We start from the raw sequence: 14,875 nt of genomic DNA on the forward strand, positions 1-14,875 counted from the left end.
AAAGGGTCAAAGGCTATGATGGGTTACAACCACTTGGGGTAACTCGCTATCCTCAAAGAGGTATCAGGGATCCGCGTTATGGGTCATAATCCCAGGCGGCACGACAAGCTTTCAAAACCTTTCGGGCAATTTATTTCATGACATCCAGAAGCCCTTTAGTAAACCGGCTTGCCATAGTGATCAGCGCTCTCATGTTGACGGCTATCGTCAGCATGGCCTCTACCCTTGCGATATCCAACAGTATCGAAGGCAATGCAACCGCCATTAACGTGGCCGGATCACTTCGCATGGGCGCATTTCAGCTGGTGGCCCGGTCAGGGGCTCTGGGTCAGCGGGACGATACAACATCCACCGCCGAATACCTTGATAATTACCAACGGCGCCTGACCGACAACGCTATTGCCCACTCAATCCCAAGCGCCAGCGACCATCCTCTGGCAACACAACATCACCTGATCATCAATTCCTGGAAGACGCAACTCAGGCCCCTGATTGAATCGCACCCGGAAGGCACCCAAATTACACGGAACATGGTTTCCGCCGTGGAGAAGTTTGCGAAAGAAGTGGACACTCTGGTTCTTATGCTGGAGAAGCGGACAGAAGCGCGCATCGACCTTCTGCACGTTATTCAGGTCATTAGCATGGTGTTCTCCATATTGATCGTGATAGCCCTTTTCCTGGACCTCAAAAACCGGGTTGTACGACCGCTCTGGAAACTGGTCAGTATCGCAACTGCCGTTGGTGAGAAAGACTTCTCACAGCGGGCCAATCTGAAAGGGTCTGACGAGCTGGCTCAGTTAGGGCTGGCCTTCGACCAGATGACCAGTGAACTGGCCCTGACCTATCAACAGCTTGAAGACAGAGCCCGGGAAAAAACAGAAGAGCTGGAAATAAGCCACACCGCTCTGCAGGTTATGCACGCTACCAGCCGAAATCTCTTTGCTAACCATGACCTGTGCAGCGGTGCCATTCCGATGCTTCAGGAACTTGAGAAAATCCTGAATCTTGGCCCTATTCGCCTGTATCTCCACGACAAAGAAACCGACAAGCCCGTGGAGGCCGTCACCACGGCCACGAATAAACGCCCATTCTATTGCCGTGACCATCATTGCAACGCCTGCCTCGTGACCCCGGAAGCCTATGATGAACTACCAGCAAGCAACAACGATGGGCGGCGGCTGTTGCTACCCATTCGCATCCCAGGCCACATATTAGGCTCTCTGGAAGTCTGGTACCCCGCTGACAAGGGGCTGCCAGATACTACTCGCCGGCTGCTGGAAACCCTGACGGATCAGCTGGCCACCGCAATCTTCCTCGAAAAACAAATTACCGAGGAGCAGCAACAGACCCTGGCAGAAGAGCGCACGGTGATTGCCAGAGAGTTGCACGACTCACTGGCCCAGTCATTGTCTTATCTGAAGATGCAAGTAACACGCTTGCGCCGTCTGGATATTGATGGAGACCAGAAACCCGTCCACGACGACATCCTTAATGAGCTCAGTACTGGCCTGAACAGTGCCTACCGGCAACTTCGTGAATTGCTGGCCACCTTCCGGCTGAAACTGGACACCCCAGACCTGGCAGCAGCACTGAATAAAACCATCGACGAGTTTTCTGAACGTCTGGGTAAACCAATCGAGTTTGAATACAATTTGCCACCTCAAACGCTGTCACCCAATGAAGAGATTCATACGTTACAGATTATTCGGGAAGGATTGGCCAACGCAGTTAAACATGCAGATGCAACCAAGATCTCTGTACGGGTCATGTTCGAGTCGCCCAAGGTCTGGGCCTGCATCACCGACAACGGTAAAGGCTTGCCCGATAGCGGCCAGCCGGTCAATCACTATGGTCTGATCATCATGGCAGACCGGGCCCGCAACCTGGGCGGCGATATTCACGTAAAAAACCGGGATGAAGGCGGCGTGGAAGTGACCTTAACATTTGTTCCCAAAAGCCGTAGCCTGATTCCGGCCCAGACGACGCCTGCCTGAGCCAAGACACCACACTGACGAGATAAACCATGGCTGACACACCCGCAAGCATTCTGCTGATTGACGATCACCCCTTACTTCGCCGGGGCATCAAACAGTTAATTGAATTAGAGCCGGAAATGGAAGTTGTTGGTGAGGCCAGCAATGCTCTTGAAGGCATTGAGCAGGCCCTCCGCCTTGAGCCCGACCTGATTCTGATGGACCTGAACATGCCAGAAATGGACGGCATAGAGGCACTGAAGCAGTTGCGTGAGCATAACATCAGCTCCCGTATCATTATGTTTACCGTATCGGACCAGGAAGATGACGTGGTATCAGCCCTCAGGGCTGGCGCCGATGGTTACTTGCTGAAAGATATGGAACCAGACGACATGATCGCCCAATTGCACCAGGCGGCCGTTGGCAAAATGGTCATCAGCGACCGTTTAACCACCCTTCTGGCAGAAGCTCTTCGATCAAACAAACCTCAGAAATCTTCTCGCCCGGATTTCGACAGTCTGACCCCGCGAGAAAAAGACATCCTGAAGCTGATTGCCGAAGGCCTGTCAAACAAGATGATTGGCCGCAAGCTGGACATCAGTGACGGCACCGTGAAAGTTCACGTTAAACACCTGCTGAAAAAACTAAGCCTGCGTTCTCGGGTGGAAGTTGCTGTATGGGCCGTTGAAGAAGGTCTGCATAAGAGCTGAGCTATATCAAATCGCTCAGGGCTGCATTCGACTATTCTGCCAGGGTTAAATGTGCTGCTGGAGTTCGACATGCACCTGAGCCTGCCCAAATTACCGACACCCCCAAGCCTGCATTCGTTACCCGGCAAGGAAGCCCTGTCGGCGCTGAGCCAATCCATTCAGGCCAGCTCGCTGTTCAGCCAGTCACTGGCGGTTTTGCAAGAATACCTCCCATCTCCCAGCCCATTATTCGGGGCCATTGATCGCAGCATTCCAACGTCGGTCAAACAACTGGCAGCAGAAGCTCCACTGAACCGTCTGTTCGCCGAGGCGATGGCTGAGGGAGAGTTTGATGATTTTGAAGGACGCCGGATTCGCCTTGAGGTTAACGGCGGCCATCCTGGCGTAACTCTGGGCTTTTGGGCCGGTCGGTTACGGGTGCTGGAAGGCCCCGGGGAAGCCACCATTCGAGGCTCTCTTCCGGCCTTTAAAACTCTGGCCGAACGCAAACAAGACCCGGACCAGCTGTTTTTTCAGCGCCGTTTGGTCATTGAAGGTGATACAGAGCTTGGGCTGGCCTTGAAAAACCTGCTCGATAGCCTGGAATGGGACCTAAGCCTCCGGGATCTGTTGTTTCGGAAAAACTAACAGGCTCTGCTGCTCATAGCCTGCACTTCCGCCAGCGACAGCAAGTCAGACCGACTGAGCTGGCCGATCGAGGTTTTGCCCATCAAGGACAGGGTCAGCTCGGTTTCCAGGCGAATGTTGTTCAGTAAATCTTCTACTGCACTTTGCCCACCTGCAGCCAGGGCATAACCCCAGGGCCGCCCCATCAGACAGCCGTCAGCCCCAAGGCACAGTGCGCGCACCAGATCCTGTCCCGTCTGAATGCCCCCGTCAATCAGCACCTGAGATTTTCCGGCTACAGCACCGGCAATAGCTGGCAACACACTCAGAGTTGCCGGCGCACCATCCAGCTGACGTCCACCGTGATTAGACACAACCACTGCATCGGCACCAACATTAATCGCTGACAGTGCATCATCCACCTCCATAATGCCTTTGATCACCAGCTTGCCCGGCCAATTCTGACGTATCCAATCCAGATCATTCCAGGTCACGGAGGGATCAAACTGGCTTTCAACCCAAGCCTTAAAATCTTCTGGTTTGCGGCCAGAAGGCACCACACTGGCCAGATTGCCAAACGTCAGCGGTTTGCCTCCGATAGCCACATCCACCAACCAGCGCGGATGACTTACCAGATCCAGTACTTTGCGTACTTTTGCCGGTAACGGCAGATTTCCATTCATGCCATTGCGCACATCCCGGTAACGCAACCCCAGGCGAGCCAGGTCAACAGTAAACACTAACGTTTTGAACCCAGACTGCCAGGCCCTTGCCAACAAATCCGCTGAGAAGCCCCTGTCTTTCAGTACATAAAGCTGAAACCAGAGATCCGCGCCCGGCACTCCCCGAGCGACCTCTTCAGCCGAACAAATGCCCACGGTACTTAAACAAAACGGAATGCCCGCCCTGGCTCCGGCTCTGGCCGCCTGAACTTCTCCCCGCTTCGCAAGCATGCCTGCTAACCCCATGGGTGCCATCACCAAAGGCAGGGATGCCTGCGCACCCAGCAGCGTAGCGGACGTATCAACCTGAGATACATCACTCATCACCCGCTGGCGAAAACACCACTGGGTAAACGCACGGCGATTCTCCGCTTGAGTATGTTCAGAGAAGGCACCACCATCCAGGTAGTCAAACAGCATGCGTGGCAGTTTACGCTTTGCCAGCACGCGGTAATCAGAGACAGACGCAGGCGCGAGCATAGAGAAGTTACTCATATTACGGAGCATTTAGCTCACTGTTTTTATTAGAAGTCAGAGCCCTACACTTTACGCCAATCGGAAAAGGGCTTCCACGCAGAACCACTTTTTCGCCCAGAATGTAAGCCTGAGAACCACCACAAGATTGTCTTCAGTATCTTTGCCATTTCAGGACCGGAACTAAAGATTCCGGCACTTTTTCTGATAGCTGGATGGCGATATCCCATGCCACCGCTTGAAGGCTTGAGAAAACGTAGAGGTGTCACTAAAACCCAGCCTGAGCGCGATTTCACTAACCAGCAAATCATGTTGCTGCAATAAGCGGCACGCCTCAGAGCTGCGGTACTGTTCTACAAGCTCCCGAAACGATGCCCCCTCCTGCTGCAGATGGCGTTTCAGGCTACGCTCACTCATGTTGAGGTACTGCGCCACCTCGGCCAGTACAGGTTTCTGCCAGCGCTGACCACGGAGAAACTGCTCAACATCCGCAGTCACCCCGGAACTAATCCTGCGACGATGTATTAACTCACGGCACTGTTGCTCACACATGGCCGCAGTAACCGCATTGGCTTGAGGGAGACTCCGGTCCAGCAGTTTTTTAGGGAACACAACATCGTTGCTGCCGGCACCATAACTAACCGGGGAATTGACAATCTGGTTAAAGCTATCGCCTACCAGCTCCCGAACCAAAAGGACTGCCGCAACCATATCCCGGGCAAGTAGAAACTGACTGATGTCTGGTTCAAGCGGCGGCGGCGTAAAACTCAAAACCGCCTGATCGCCGTCTTCACGGTAATCCACTCCGCTGAATGCATACGTCAGAGGCAGGTACTTCAAAGCCAGCGCAAGCGCCTGCTCTACCGTATTGCAGCACACCAGACCGTAACCCCACAAACCATAGGCCGAATAGTGATAGCGATTCCCCAGAGCGGTTGCATGAGCCTGCGCATCTGATACCTGAGCCAGAATATTAGCCACAAGGCGCAATTCCTGACGGGCCAGAATATCGGTATCGGGGTCGTTAAGATTACTCTGGGTAAGCCCGGTTCCCGCTAACAACCGGGGCACACTGACGCCGAGTGCCTGAAAGTAATCTACCATCAGTCTCGCACTCGTTATTCCTCGCCGATAATCATTGAAATAGCTCATCGTCAGCTATTCACTCCCCGCAATTTGGCCTGAAAACTAAAACAATTGACCCACTGCATCATTTGTTTCAGCCAAGAGTAACCGTAGTCTGAATCAAAGCATAAAAACAAGAATTTCAGGTGCGTCAAAATGAATCAAGCTGCTGAAGACAACGCAGATTTAGGCCTTTTTCTGAGCGAAGCCAGACGGTTCATTCACAATCGTCTTGAGCCAGCCGTCTCACGCTATGAAACCGTGATCGCTCAAAGCTTGCTGAGGGACATCACTGACGAAGCCATCCGTCTTGGGCTTTTGCCTCACCCTGGGGATGAGACCGGTTACGGCCTCTGGGAGCTACCCAGCCAAGCCGGCAACACCGCATTCAGTCTAGGCTTTCTGAAACTGACTGCCCAAGCCAATGCCGGTATTGCCGTAATCTGGCATCGCTATGCGCTCGCCGTCGCTATTGCCAGGCAAGCTAAGCTGAATATCAGCCACGTACCTTTGGACCTCACCCTCCATCCCACTGGCCATTATGGCCTGGCCCGGGGTGCGCTGGCCCGCTGGATAGCCAGCCACCCCAACGAGGATGACCTTAGCCTGCTGGCTGACTGGCTTGATCATCAGCACCAGGCCTGTTCACTGCTGGCTCCGGGCTCATGGACTCAAGTGATCTGGCCTGTCTGGGCAGAAGGCACCCTGCAGTGGCAACTGTGTAGCCGGGCAGAACTGAACTGCCAGCCCACCTCACCACAGCACGGCCTGAATGAGCTGGCTCTGTTCAAGACAACTCATCACGAAGCAAGCATCTCAGCTAATACGTTCCCGGCTGACAATTTTGCCTGCATTCTGGCGGCTGATGCCCTTGCTCTGGCCAATATTGCCAGCGGGATCAACCAGCAAGGTTCCATTCTGGCCCAGGAATACGCAAGTATTCGCCGCCAGGGCAGCGCCATTATTCGCCAACATCCGGCCGTTCAGCACATGCTGTCAGACATTGCCCAGGCGCAATGGCAGGCCGATACGCTGCTGCAGTCACAAATCGCTCCAGTCAATCAGTTGCAACTCGCTGAAGCGCTAATGACCCGGCAACACATCCACACCCTTTTGTGCCATAGCGCCAATCAGGTAATGCAAGTGCATGGTGGTATTGGCTACATGCAGGATTGCGGCCCGGAAAAATTACTGAGAGACCAAAATACCCTTCGCATGATTGCCGGGGGTACCCGGGATATCCCTTTATTCATTAATGCCTGGCAGGAGATTTTACTGTGAGCAACGACCACCTTCTTGGCCATTTGCCTCCCGGTCATGCGCTTTCACCACACTGGCAGTTCAGTGGCATGCCAGCCATAACCCGGGCGCTCACGGAGTACCGTCAGGACGATTTGTGGGAGGCCGACACCCGCAGTTTACCGGCACCGCTCGCCAATCTGCGTCGACGAGCGCGGGCGTTTGCTGAAAACCATATCGCGCCCCTCGCTCATGAACTGGACCTGGCCGCACACCTGCCACCCGGACAATGCTCACCCAAAGTTCAGAAGCTTTTAAGCCTGGCTGGCCGCGAAGGCTGGATGAGTTATTTTCTGCCAGCCCCATTGGGCAGTATGGACTGGCGGGCAGCACGCTATCCAGCCATCTGGCAATGTGCGCTGGTTGTGGAAGAATTCAGTCGTGCTTGTGGCGGCCTGATGTTGCTGCTTTCGGCGCACCACCTTGGCTGCATGCCACTGCTGTTGTCTGGAGACGCCAGCCTGATCCGCCGGCTCATGCTACCGGTCTACCGCCAATGTCAGCGAGGTGACCCACATCTTATGGCTTTTGCCATTACCGAACCGGGGGCAGGCTCAGACGCGGAAGAAGGCCACGGCGCCGAGTGCTACAAGCCGGGTGTTGTCGCCCGTCGACAGGAAGGTGGCTGGGTCCTGAACGGGCGCAAATGTTACATCAGTGGCGGTGATCTGGCCCGCAGCCTGACCGTATTCGCCGCATTGGACGGCGAAGGCATGGAATCCTGGACCTGCTTTTACGTAAACACCGATTCGCCAGGTTTCAAGGTGACCCGCACCGAACTCAAAATGGGCATGCGAGCATCGGGGGCAGCCGAACTGGAGTTCAATGACGTTTTCATACCCGACCAGAATGTCGTTGGCGGCCTGCGAAAAGGCTGGGCCATTAACCGTGCCACTCTGAACGCATCCCGGATTCCCGTGGGCGCCATGGCTGTCGGCTTTGCCCGGGCAGCCACCGAAAAGGCCATAGCCTTCGCGCGGGACTATCAGGTGGGGGGCAAGGCACTCATTCATTATCAGGATGTTCAGCAAACACTGGCCAGTATGACAGCCGAAACCCGGGCTCTCCGAAGCCTGATTCACACCGAAGCAAGCCGGGCCTGGCGGCCACGGCAACTGACAGCGTCTATCTGTAAATTTCACGCCACAGACCACGCACAGAACGTAGTGGAAATGGCTATGGACCTAATGGCAGACCATGGCCCCGCGCATGCAACCGGCATTGAAAAAATCTTCCGGGATGTACGTCTGACCCGGATTTTTGAAGGTACGAACCAAATTAACAGGCAGGCCGTCATCGAAGACTGGCAGCCCTCTCTGCTCCCTCTCAATAACCCGAACTGGCAACCTGCAGGAGTATAACCATGAGCAAGTGGCAACAAGATCCTTTCTTCCAGTACCCCCTGACACCCTTCAAAACCAGCGAAGGTAACGTGGACCTGCCTATTCTCTACTACGACAACTCCAACTTTATCGCTATGTGGGAAGTCGATTACAACAAAGCTGAAGCATTGCTGGCGGGACAACCACTCAAGCCCGTCCGCTTTCCCGGCAACAAAGCGGTATTAACCATCGCGTTTTATGAATACCGGGAAACTGCTGTTAGCAGCTATAACGAAACCGGTATCGCGCTGATCACTGTGCCCGAAAACGTCACAATGCCAAACCACCCCTGGCTTTCGCTATATCAACCTATGGACTCCCGAATCCAGGGGCTGACCGTCATTGACCTGCCGGTGACAACCAAACTGGCCTGTGCCGCTGGCCGGGAGATCTGGGGTTTTCCAAAGTTCGTCACACCCATTGAGTTCAGTCTTACAACCGAGAGTTTCACCGGCCTTGTCCAGGATCCTGACGGCAACGGCACCATCCTCAGCCTCAGTGGCAAACCGGGGCTGGGAATACCGGGGCCGCAACTCGACCCGCTACTGTATTCATGGCACAACAACCAGTTGTTACGTACCCAGGTGATCACTCGTGGCGGTGGCAAAGCCTGTCTGCCGGGTAGCATTCGCGCCCAGACAGGTAATAGTCAGCACCCCATGGCAACCCGGCTAAGGTCCCTGGACATTGAGAACCAGAAGCCTAAAGTCGTGTTCCATAGCCACAGTCTCCAGTTACGGCTAAATCCAGGCGCAGCTATCACCTGACTTACGGCTAACGCATCTCAAAAAATTCACGGTGCATCCGTCTGCCCGACATACCCCAGGCCCGGAACTGAGAGAATAACGTGTTGGCCAAAGCCACTGGCCCGCAAAACCACAAGCTCGCGTTTTGCCAACCAGGCACGGCTTCCCGGATATCCCGGGGAGTCAGCCTGCCGTCCCGTTTACTGCAGCGAATCACCAGATTGACCCCTGCCGCTTCCGCATCGGTTTTTAACTTGTCCAGTACTGTTTCATCAATCTCAGCAGTGCTATGAAACAGGTACACTGTGCGCCCATCCGGATTGCGGGCCAGATAATTCATGCGCGCAATGAATGGTGTGATACCAATACCGGCCCCGAGCCAGATCTGTGTACGACAGTCATCCTCAAAATCAAAACCACCGTAAGGCCCCTCCACCGTAACGGCCTTGCCTTCATGCAATGACTGGCTCACCCGGCGGGTATGATCCCCCAGTTCCTTGACCACAAACTTCAGGCACCGTGTCTCCGGGTCCCAGGCCGAGGCAATGGTATAGGGGTGGCTGCCTTCCTTTTCATCAGACGTGACGAAAGCAAATTGTCCGGGTTTATGACCCCGCCAAGCCTCATCAACCCGAACACGGCACTCAAATACTTTCAATGCGGGGTAACGGGTAATCGAGACAACCTCCCCCGGCACCCGGCGCGCCCTGGCTGGCCAGCCGATCAGTAACAATATGGCTGCCACCGTACCCGCTACAGTGACGGTCAGGTTCAGCCAGCCAATCGGGGCATTCCAGTAATCGAATTCCATCAAGATGAAGCTATGCCAGGCCAAAGGTAAGAAGACAACAGCCAGCCATTTGTGAGTTTTACGAAACAAGTGATATGGGATGGCCTTCACCAACGCCAGAATAATCAGCGCTGCCGCAATGTAGAACGCCCACTCGCCCATGGTTTCCGCCAATCCGCGCTGGCCCCGGAACCAGGCTTCCAAGCCTGCAAGTTCTTGTCCGCCACCCTTACGGACGGGCTTGTCCAACCAGCCCCAGCCCACCATCCATTTGGTGCCCTGCGCCCACCACCAGTGCAGCGTTGCCAGCACCAGTGATCCGATACCCAGCCACTTGTGCAGTCGATAAGCCTTGTCCAGACCACCCAGCCAGCGCTCCAGCATCCGCAACCGCAACGCCAGAATTAAAGCAGCAGACATCATGAATATCGCCAGCAGTCCTGAGTACTGCACAAACACGTGGCGGAATGAAAAATACTCAAACGGACTAACCCACAGACTATCCGACATCAGCCAAAAGCCTGTCACCAATCCAACCAACCCCCAGAAAAACAGTGAAATGCGAGCCATGCCCACCCCCAAAAAGAATCATTATCTACCAGAACGTTACGCCCTCTCCGCTATTGTCTCTTGATTATCATCAGTAAATTTGGTCTTTACACATGATTTACTCAGAACCACCGATAGGCCCGACCAGACTATGGTCAGCATACGGGTTTCTGATAGATTCCCTGAGTGTAGTCAGCACAACAAACCACTAATAATCGCTCATAATGCCTGTCGTACCCGGCTCGCAAGGATTGAACACAATGACTCTGGCCGAAAAGCTCTGCCTGACCTCCGCCTTTGTATTTTTTATGACCGGCCTGTTTACCGGCATCTGGAAATACTGGTGCATGGCCACCAGCCCGAAAGCTGCCGCCCCCCGATATGTAGATATCGCACACCGAAGCTCACTGATGTATGGCTTTGCCGCCATGCTGCTGGGTTGGTTTGCCGGTTATAGCGTGTATGCAGATTGGGTAAACACTTTGGCAGCCATTGGCGCCCTGAGTTTTTTCGCTCTGGCCATTGGCACCTACATCGTTCATGGAATTTTACAGGACACCAGTAATCAATTACGCAAGCCTCATAAGCTGGGCCAATCTACCCTGCCGAATTGGCTGGTGCACGGTTTCATGGTTGCGTTGATTGTTGCAGAAGTTGGCGGGTCTTTCGTGCTGGGCTCAGGTGCGCTGCTAGGGGGCTGGAAGTAATACCGGCCCTCCCACCAGCGCGCTTATCCCGGCTTTCCATCAGCCCGCGCGGTAAGCAAAAATCGCCCATATGAATACACATAAACGACGTAGGTTAATAGCCAGAGAACAAACGGCAGCATGACTCCGGCTAACAAGTAATACTCTGGCCACAACACCGGCACAAACGTACGCAGAAAAACAGTCATCAACAGGGTAAGCAGTGCCAGCCAGAGTATTGCTGGCAGCACCAGTGGTCGGCCTGTATGGCGGAGCCCTGCAATACAGAACACCGCAAGAATCGCTGTACCTGCAGCACCCGCAGATAACGCATGGCGGCCCGAATATCCGGGCAGGCTGTCGGTGAGCGCGGTAATGCCCAGCAAAATCAGCCCCACGACCATCCAGATATATGCCACCGTCAGCAACAACAGGTACAGCCTGGTCATAGCCTTGCCCCAGGGCCATTCACTCAGGCGATCAGCCTGGGCTGCAGCTGCAGCCAGGGCAACCCACCCGGTGACTACATGCCCGGGGGCCCAGAAATCGGCAACCACAAACAATGCCAAGGCAGCCACTGCCAGGTGCTCCCGCGCAGGCGTTAACCGGACCGGACCAGAGAGGCCGGTTTCCTCTCGAGCAGCCATAACCACGACACGAGCAATCCGGGTCACGGTAAGGGCAATCAGCACCAACATCAGATTCACGGTAGAGTTAAGCACCGTTACAGGGGTGATAGCACCGGTGAGCCCAGGCCACAACCACGTAACGTAGAACAGCCCCTGAGCAAATACATAAATAGTCAGCGTAATACCGATACTCAGGTGCCGGCGACCAGCCCTGGAAAACAATGCCGGTGTTGCCCAGATTAACAGGGCCAGTGGAAAGGCCAGATTCACGATTGCCACCAGCCAGCCCGGCACCATTGCGGACAACCAGAACAACAACCTGCCTGTCAGCCAGAGCAAAACCAGGGCCGCCAGAGGCTTGCCTGACAGATGTGCAACATTGGCCCAGGATGGTACTGAAGTGAGCAGGAACCCCACCAGTGCGGCACTCACAAACCCGAACAGCATTTCATGGCCATGCCAGGCCAGCGGAGGCAGCGCCATTGGCATAGTGAACTGCTGCATCAGCGCCCCCACCCAAGGCAGAAGCGCGGCCGGAGCATACAACGCCCCCAACAGAAAGAAAGGCCGAAAACCGTATGCCAGCCAAGGATGATTAAACATGGTAGAAATCCGTATCTGGTAATTTCCCCCCGATAAAACCCGAAGACAATTCTGCCAGTGCGGAGAAAAAGTCTTCCAGCGCCGGCCGGGCCTGCCTGGCATTAACCACCTTCAGCGTTGTCCGGGCAATTGCGCCTTCATACACCTGTTGGCTCAGAGGCGAGCTTCTGGCCCCCAACCGAGCAGCGGCCTCTGGCTCGCCGAGCACCCAGTGCACTGCCCGACCGATAGCCTGCTGTAGTACTTCCACCTGTTCCGGCATTTGCTCCAAAAGCTCCCGACGGCACAACACGCCAGCCTGGGGCAGCATAGGGTCGCCACCAGCCAACCGTGCCCACTCCTGCTGGAGATCCAGCTCATTGGGCACCTGCCCAAACTGCAAACTCTGTAGCCGGGTTGCCGTACGCATGGGCTCCGGCAAGACTGCGGCATCAAGGCGCTGTGCCACATACATCTGCACGGTCTCAAACGGGCTGGACTGGTAGCTCACCTTAACGTCACGCCCGACTTTCAGCCCGGCCTTATCTAATAAATAACGAAACACAAGGTCGGGCATATCCCCACGCCAGGGAACGCCGACATGTCGGCCTGCCAGGTCTTCCACCTTCGACAGCGGGCCCTGAGTGTCCAGCCCCAACATTCCCAATGTGCCCCAGACATTCACGTTCATCAGAACCACGGGCACGCCACGGTTATAGAGGCTGGCAGCGACATTGGTGGGCGTAGCCGTCACCATAACTTCGGCGCGCGCCAGCCAGGCCCGGAGTTGGTCGGGATCTTTCCAGTGCAGGAGTTCCCGTTCCGGAATCAATTTTTTCAACTCGGGGTCCTGCAGGGCTCGCGCTAAAATTACCAGGGGTAATCCCAGTGGGCTGGCCGCCATCAACTTATCTGGCACTCCGGCAAATACCCGCTGAAGGGGCGCCACCGAGGTAAACGCCGTACAGGCTGCCAGCTTGAGCAATTCTCGACGATTCATGCCACCTCCGAAGCTGTATGAAACAGAAAACTCTCACGGACTACTGGCTGCCGTAGCAGATGGCCCGCCTCCTCATACAACCAGGCGTGGCTACGCTCACGAAACGGAGTGTTGACCGTGTGTTCAAAAACCACTGTACCGGGGGAACCAGAGACAACAATAATCCGGTGGGCCAGCCGCAAAGCTTCTGTCAAATCGTGAGTGACCATCAATGTTGCTATACCCTGGTCAACCACCAACCGTTCCACCAGATCCTGAGCTTCACTGCGCAACCCAACATCCAATGCACTGAAAGGCTCATCCAGTAACAGGAAGTCAGCTCCCACCGCCAATGCCCTTGCCAGAGCCACTCGCTGTTGCATGCCTCCTGACAACTCATGCGGGTAATGCTCATAATAGTCCGCCAGCCCTACCTTCCCCGCCAACTGCTTTGCCTGCATCAGACGTTCCCGTCGCGGCACCCCCAGAGCTTTCAGGCCCAGAGCAATATTATCCAGCAGCTTTCGCCAAGGCAGCAGGCGAGGTTCCTGAAACACCGCTGCCGTTGTGGTGAAGCGGTTGTTCACCTCCCCCGACGTTGCATTAAGCACTCTGGACGCCAGGCGCAACAGGCTCGTTTTGCCGCAACCAGACGGCCCAACCAAGCAGACCGATTCTCCCGGCAGAACCTTCAGGTCAACTCCCGACAGAATAGTATTAGGCCCGAAATTCAGTGAAACCTTATCCAATGTCAGCATATCTGCCGCCTCCCCCCGGTATAACGACACCTTTAGCTTGCCGCCATGGTTCCATTTTTTTCTGCAGTGGGCGCAACACCCCGTGTTCGGCTACTAACAACAAAACCACAACCACCACAATCCAGGCCATGGCGCCGGCAGTATCCAGGCTCACCCTTGCCATTGCCATGCCCGCTCCCACGCCATCGTCGGTCGCAAAAAGCTCGGCCATAACGGTGACTTTCCAGGCCACACCTAAAGCCGTAATCAGTGCGGGAAAAATGTAGGAAACAATGTGAGGTAGATAGAAGTCCCATAGACGCATGAAAAACGGCACCTGGAATACATCACCCATTTCCTGCAGGCGACCGTCCAAAGTACGGGCACCAATCTGGGCTCCGGCAAATGTAACCGGAACCGTGGTTGCCACGACGGTGTATATAGCGGCCAGAGAGCCACTTCCGAACCAAAGGAGCGCCAACACAATCCAGGCGATGGGAGGAATTCCCAGAAGTACGGTCGATAACGGTTCCAGGGCCCGGCCCACCGTATGGGACAGACCGGCGATCAGCCCTAGAATCACTCCGGCCAATGCCGCAATGGCAAACCCGGTCATAGCGCGCCAGGTGGTGGACCACACAGCAGACCAGAGTTCGCCATTGTCAGCCAATAAAACAAGGGACGATAGCGTATCCCGCGGGCCCGGCAGTAAAAAGCTACCATATGACAAGCTCCCCCACTCCCAGAGTGCAACAAACAACAGAACTCCGGTGAGGCTACCACCCCAGCTGAGACTACTCCGAATCAAACGGCCCATACATCCACACCCTTCAGTACCTGAACCAACTATACCGGTCAGGACGATAAAACCGGTTGATTAAAATCA

The 14,875-nt window shown here is 55.1% G+C and carries 14 protein-coding genes; 7 read left to right on the top strand and 7 right to left on the bottom strand.

The window, feature by feature from the left end; genetic code table 11:
• Positions 1-137: 137 nt before the first annotated feature.
• From ABYA77_RS02930 to ABYA77_RS02940, 3 genes are all read left to right on the top strand, one after another.
• Positions 138-1,994 (top strand): histidine kinase, encoded by a 1,857-nt coding sequence (locus ABYA77_RS02930; RefSeq protein ID WP_372964448.1) that lies wholly within the window; start codon positions 138-140, stop codon positions 1,992-1,994.
• A 29-nt stretch (positions 1,995-2,023) separates the two neighbouring features.
• Positions 2,024-2,683 carry a two-component system response regulator NarL gene (narL, locus tag ABYA77_RS02935; protein WP_372964449.1) on the top strand — a complete coding sequence of 220 codons (660 nt, stop codon included), beginning with the start codon at positions 2,024-2,026 and terminating at the stop codon, positions 2,681-2,683.
• Between the two features lie 69 nt (positions 2,684-2,752).
• Complete coding sequence (locus tag ABYA77_RS02940; RefSeq protein ID WP_372964450.1) at positions 2,753-3,310, top strand: SCP2 domain-containing protein; 558 nt, start codon at positions 2,753-2,755, stop codon at positions 3,308-3,310.
• On the opposite strand, the gene ABYA77_RS02945 is transcribed toward ABYA77_RS02940, so the two are convergent.
• Positions 3,307-4,518 (bottom strand): L-lactate dehydrogenase, encoded by a 1,212-nt coding sequence (locus ABYA77_RS02945; RefSeq protein WP_372964451.1) that lies wholly within the window; start codon positions 4,516-4,518, stop codon positions 3,307-3,309. The genes ABYA77_RS02940 and ABYA77_RS02945 overlap by 4 nt on opposite strands.
• 150 nt (positions 4,519-4,668) lie before the next feature.
• A complete protein-coding gene (locus ABYA77_RS02950; RefSeq protein WP_372964452.1) occupies positions 4,669-5,589 on the bottom strand; it encodes an AraC family transcriptional regulator ligand-binding domain-containing protein in 921 nt (306 codons plus the stop codon).
• A 177-nt stretch (positions 5,590-5,766) separates the two neighbouring features.
• Here ABYA77_RS02950 and ABYA77_RS02955 point away from each other — a divergent pair, with 177 nt between their 5' ends.
• The 3 genes from ABYA77_RS02955 to ABYA77_RS02965 are packed head-to-tail and all read left to right on the top strand — an operon-like array spanning position 5,767 to position 9,058.
• Complete coding sequence (locus tag ABYA77_RS02955) at positions 5,767-6,891, top strand: acyl-CoA dehydrogenase family protein (RefSeq protein WP_372964453.1); 1,125 nt, start codon at positions 5,767-5,769, stop codon at positions 6,889-6,891.
• Positions 6,888-8,270 (top strand): acyl-CoA dehydrogenase family protein, encoded by a 1,383-nt coding sequence (locus ABYA77_RS02960; RefSeq protein ID WP_372964454.1) that lies wholly within the window; start codon positions 6,888-6,890, stop codon positions 8,268-8,270. The genes ABYA77_RS02955 and ABYA77_RS02960 overlap by 4 nt, the downstream gene beginning before the upstream one ends.
• A gap of 2 nt (positions 8,271-8,272) precedes the next feature.
• Positions 8,273-9,058: an acetoacetate decarboxylase family protein gene (locus ABYA77_RS02965; RefSeq protein ID WP_372964455.1), complete on the top strand. Its 786-nt coding sequence runs from the start codon at positions 8,273-8,275 to the stop codon at positions 9,056-9,058.
• Between the two features lie 7 nt (positions 9,059-9,065).
• Here the strand turns inward: ABYA77_RS02965 and ABYA77_RS02970 are convergent, their stop codons facing one another.
• Positions 9,066-10,397, bottom strand: coding sequence for a ferric reductase-like transmembrane domain-containing protein (locus tag ABYA77_RS02970; RefSeq protein WP_372964456.1), 1,332 nt, complete (start codon positions 10,395-10,397; stop codon positions 9,066-9,068).
• A gap of 239 nt (positions 10,398-10,636) precedes the next feature.
• On the opposite strand from ABYA77_RS02970, the gene ABYA77_RS02975 reads away from it, so the two are divergent.
• Positions 10,637-11,083: a hypothetical protein gene (locus ABYA77_RS02975; RefSeq protein ID WP_372964457.1), complete on the top strand. Its 447-nt coding sequence runs from the start codon at positions 10,637-10,639 to the stop codon at positions 11,081-11,083.
• Positions 11,084-11,106: 23 nt separating this feature from the next.
• Here the strand turns inward: ABYA77_RS02975 and ABYA77_RS02980 are convergent, their stop codons facing one another.
• Genes ABYA77_RS02980 through ABYA77_RS02995 form a run of 4 tightly spaced genes read right to left on the bottom strand, consistent with a single transcriptional unit; the run spans position 11,107 to position 14,806 of the window.
• Entirely contained in the window at positions 11,107-12,294 is a 1,188-nt protein-coding gene (locus ABYA77_RS02980; RefSeq protein ID WP_372964458.1) for an NnrS family protein, read from the bottom strand.
• Positions 12,287-13,273, bottom strand: a complete 987-nt coding sequence (locus ABYA77_RS02985) for an ABC transporter substrate-binding protein (protein WP_372964459.1) — start codon at positions 13,271-13,273, stop codon at positions 12,287-12,289. The genes ABYA77_RS02980 and ABYA77_RS02985 overlap by 8 nt, the downstream gene beginning before the upstream one ends.
• The gene (locus ABYA77_RS02990) at positions 13,270-14,010 is read right to left on the bottom strand and encodes an ABC transporter ATP-binding protein (protein WP_372964460.1); all 741 of its coding nucleotides are present in this window, start codon (positions 14,008-14,010) and stop codon (positions 13,270-13,272) included. The genes ABYA77_RS02985 and ABYA77_RS02990 overlap by 4 nt, the downstream gene beginning before the upstream one ends.
• Positions 13,994-14,806: an ABC transporter permease gene (locus ABYA77_RS02995; protein ID WP_372964461.1), complete on the bottom strand. Its 813-nt coding sequence runs from the start codon at positions 14,804-14,806 to the stop codon at positions 13,994-13,996. The genes ABYA77_RS02990 and ABYA77_RS02995 overlap by 17 nt, the downstream gene beginning before the upstream one ends.
• Positions 14,807-14,875 lie beyond the last annotated feature (69 nt).

The sequence above is a fragment of the Marinobacter sp. genome (genome assembly GCF_041595835.1).
Lineage (GTDB): Bacteria > Pseudomonadota > Gammaproteobacteria > Pseudomonadales > Oleiphilaceae > Marinobacter.

Bases quoted from the DNA above. Each gene is read 5' to 3' on its own strand.
- ABYA77_RS02930 (WP_372964448.1), top strand. From the start codon at position 138: ATGACATCCAGAAGCCCTTTAGTAAACCGGCTTGCCATAGTGATCAGC.
- narL (WP_372964449.1), top strand. From the start codon at position 2,024: ATGGCTGACACACCCGCAAGCATTCTGCTGATTGACGATCACCCCTTA.
- ABYA77_RS02940 (WP_372964450.1), top strand. From the start codon at position 2,753: ATGCACCTGAGCCTGCCCAAATTACCGACACCCCCAAGCCTGCATTCG.
- ABYA77_RS02945 (WP_372964451.1), bottom strand. From the start codon at position 4,518: ATGCTCCGTAATATGAGTAACTTCTCTATGCTCGCGCCTGCGTCTGTC.
- ABYA77_RS02950 (WP_372964452.1), bottom strand. From the start codon at position 5,589: ATGGTAGATTACTTTCAGGCACTCGGCGTCAGTGTGCCCCGGTTGTTA.
- ABYA77_RS02955 (WP_372964453.1), top strand. From the start codon at position 5,767: ATGAATCAAGCTGCTGAAGACAACGCAGATTTAGGCCTTTTTCTGAGC.
- ABYA77_RS02965 (WP_372964455.1), top strand. From the start codon at position 8,273: ATGAGCAAGTGGCAACAAGATCCTTTCTTCCAGTACCCCCTGACACCC.
- ABYA77_RS02970 (WP_372964456.1), bottom strand. From the start codon at position 10,397: ATGGCTCGCATTTCACTGTTTTTCTGGGGGTTGGTTGGATTGGTGACA.
- ABYA77_RS02975 (WP_372964457.1), top strand. From the start codon at position 10,637: ATGACTCTGGCCGAAAAGCTCTGCCTGACCTCCGCCTTTGTATTTTTT.
- ABYA77_RS02980 (WP_372964458.1), bottom strand. From the start codon at position 12,294: ATGTTTAATCATCCTTGGCTGGCATACGGTTTTCGGCCTTTCTTTCTG.
- ABYA77_RS02985 (WP_372964459.1), bottom strand. From the start codon at position 13,273: ATGAATCGTCGAGAATTGCTCAAGCTGGCAGCCTGTACGGCGTTTACC.
- ABYA77_RS02990 (WP_372964460.1), bottom strand. From the start codon at position 14,010: ATGCTGACATTGGATAAGGTTTCACTGAATTTCGGGCCTAATACTATT.
- ABYA77_RS02995 (WP_372964461.1), bottom strand. From the start codon at position 14,806: ATGGGCCGTTTGATTCGGAGTAGTCTCAGCTGGGGTGGTAGCCTCACC.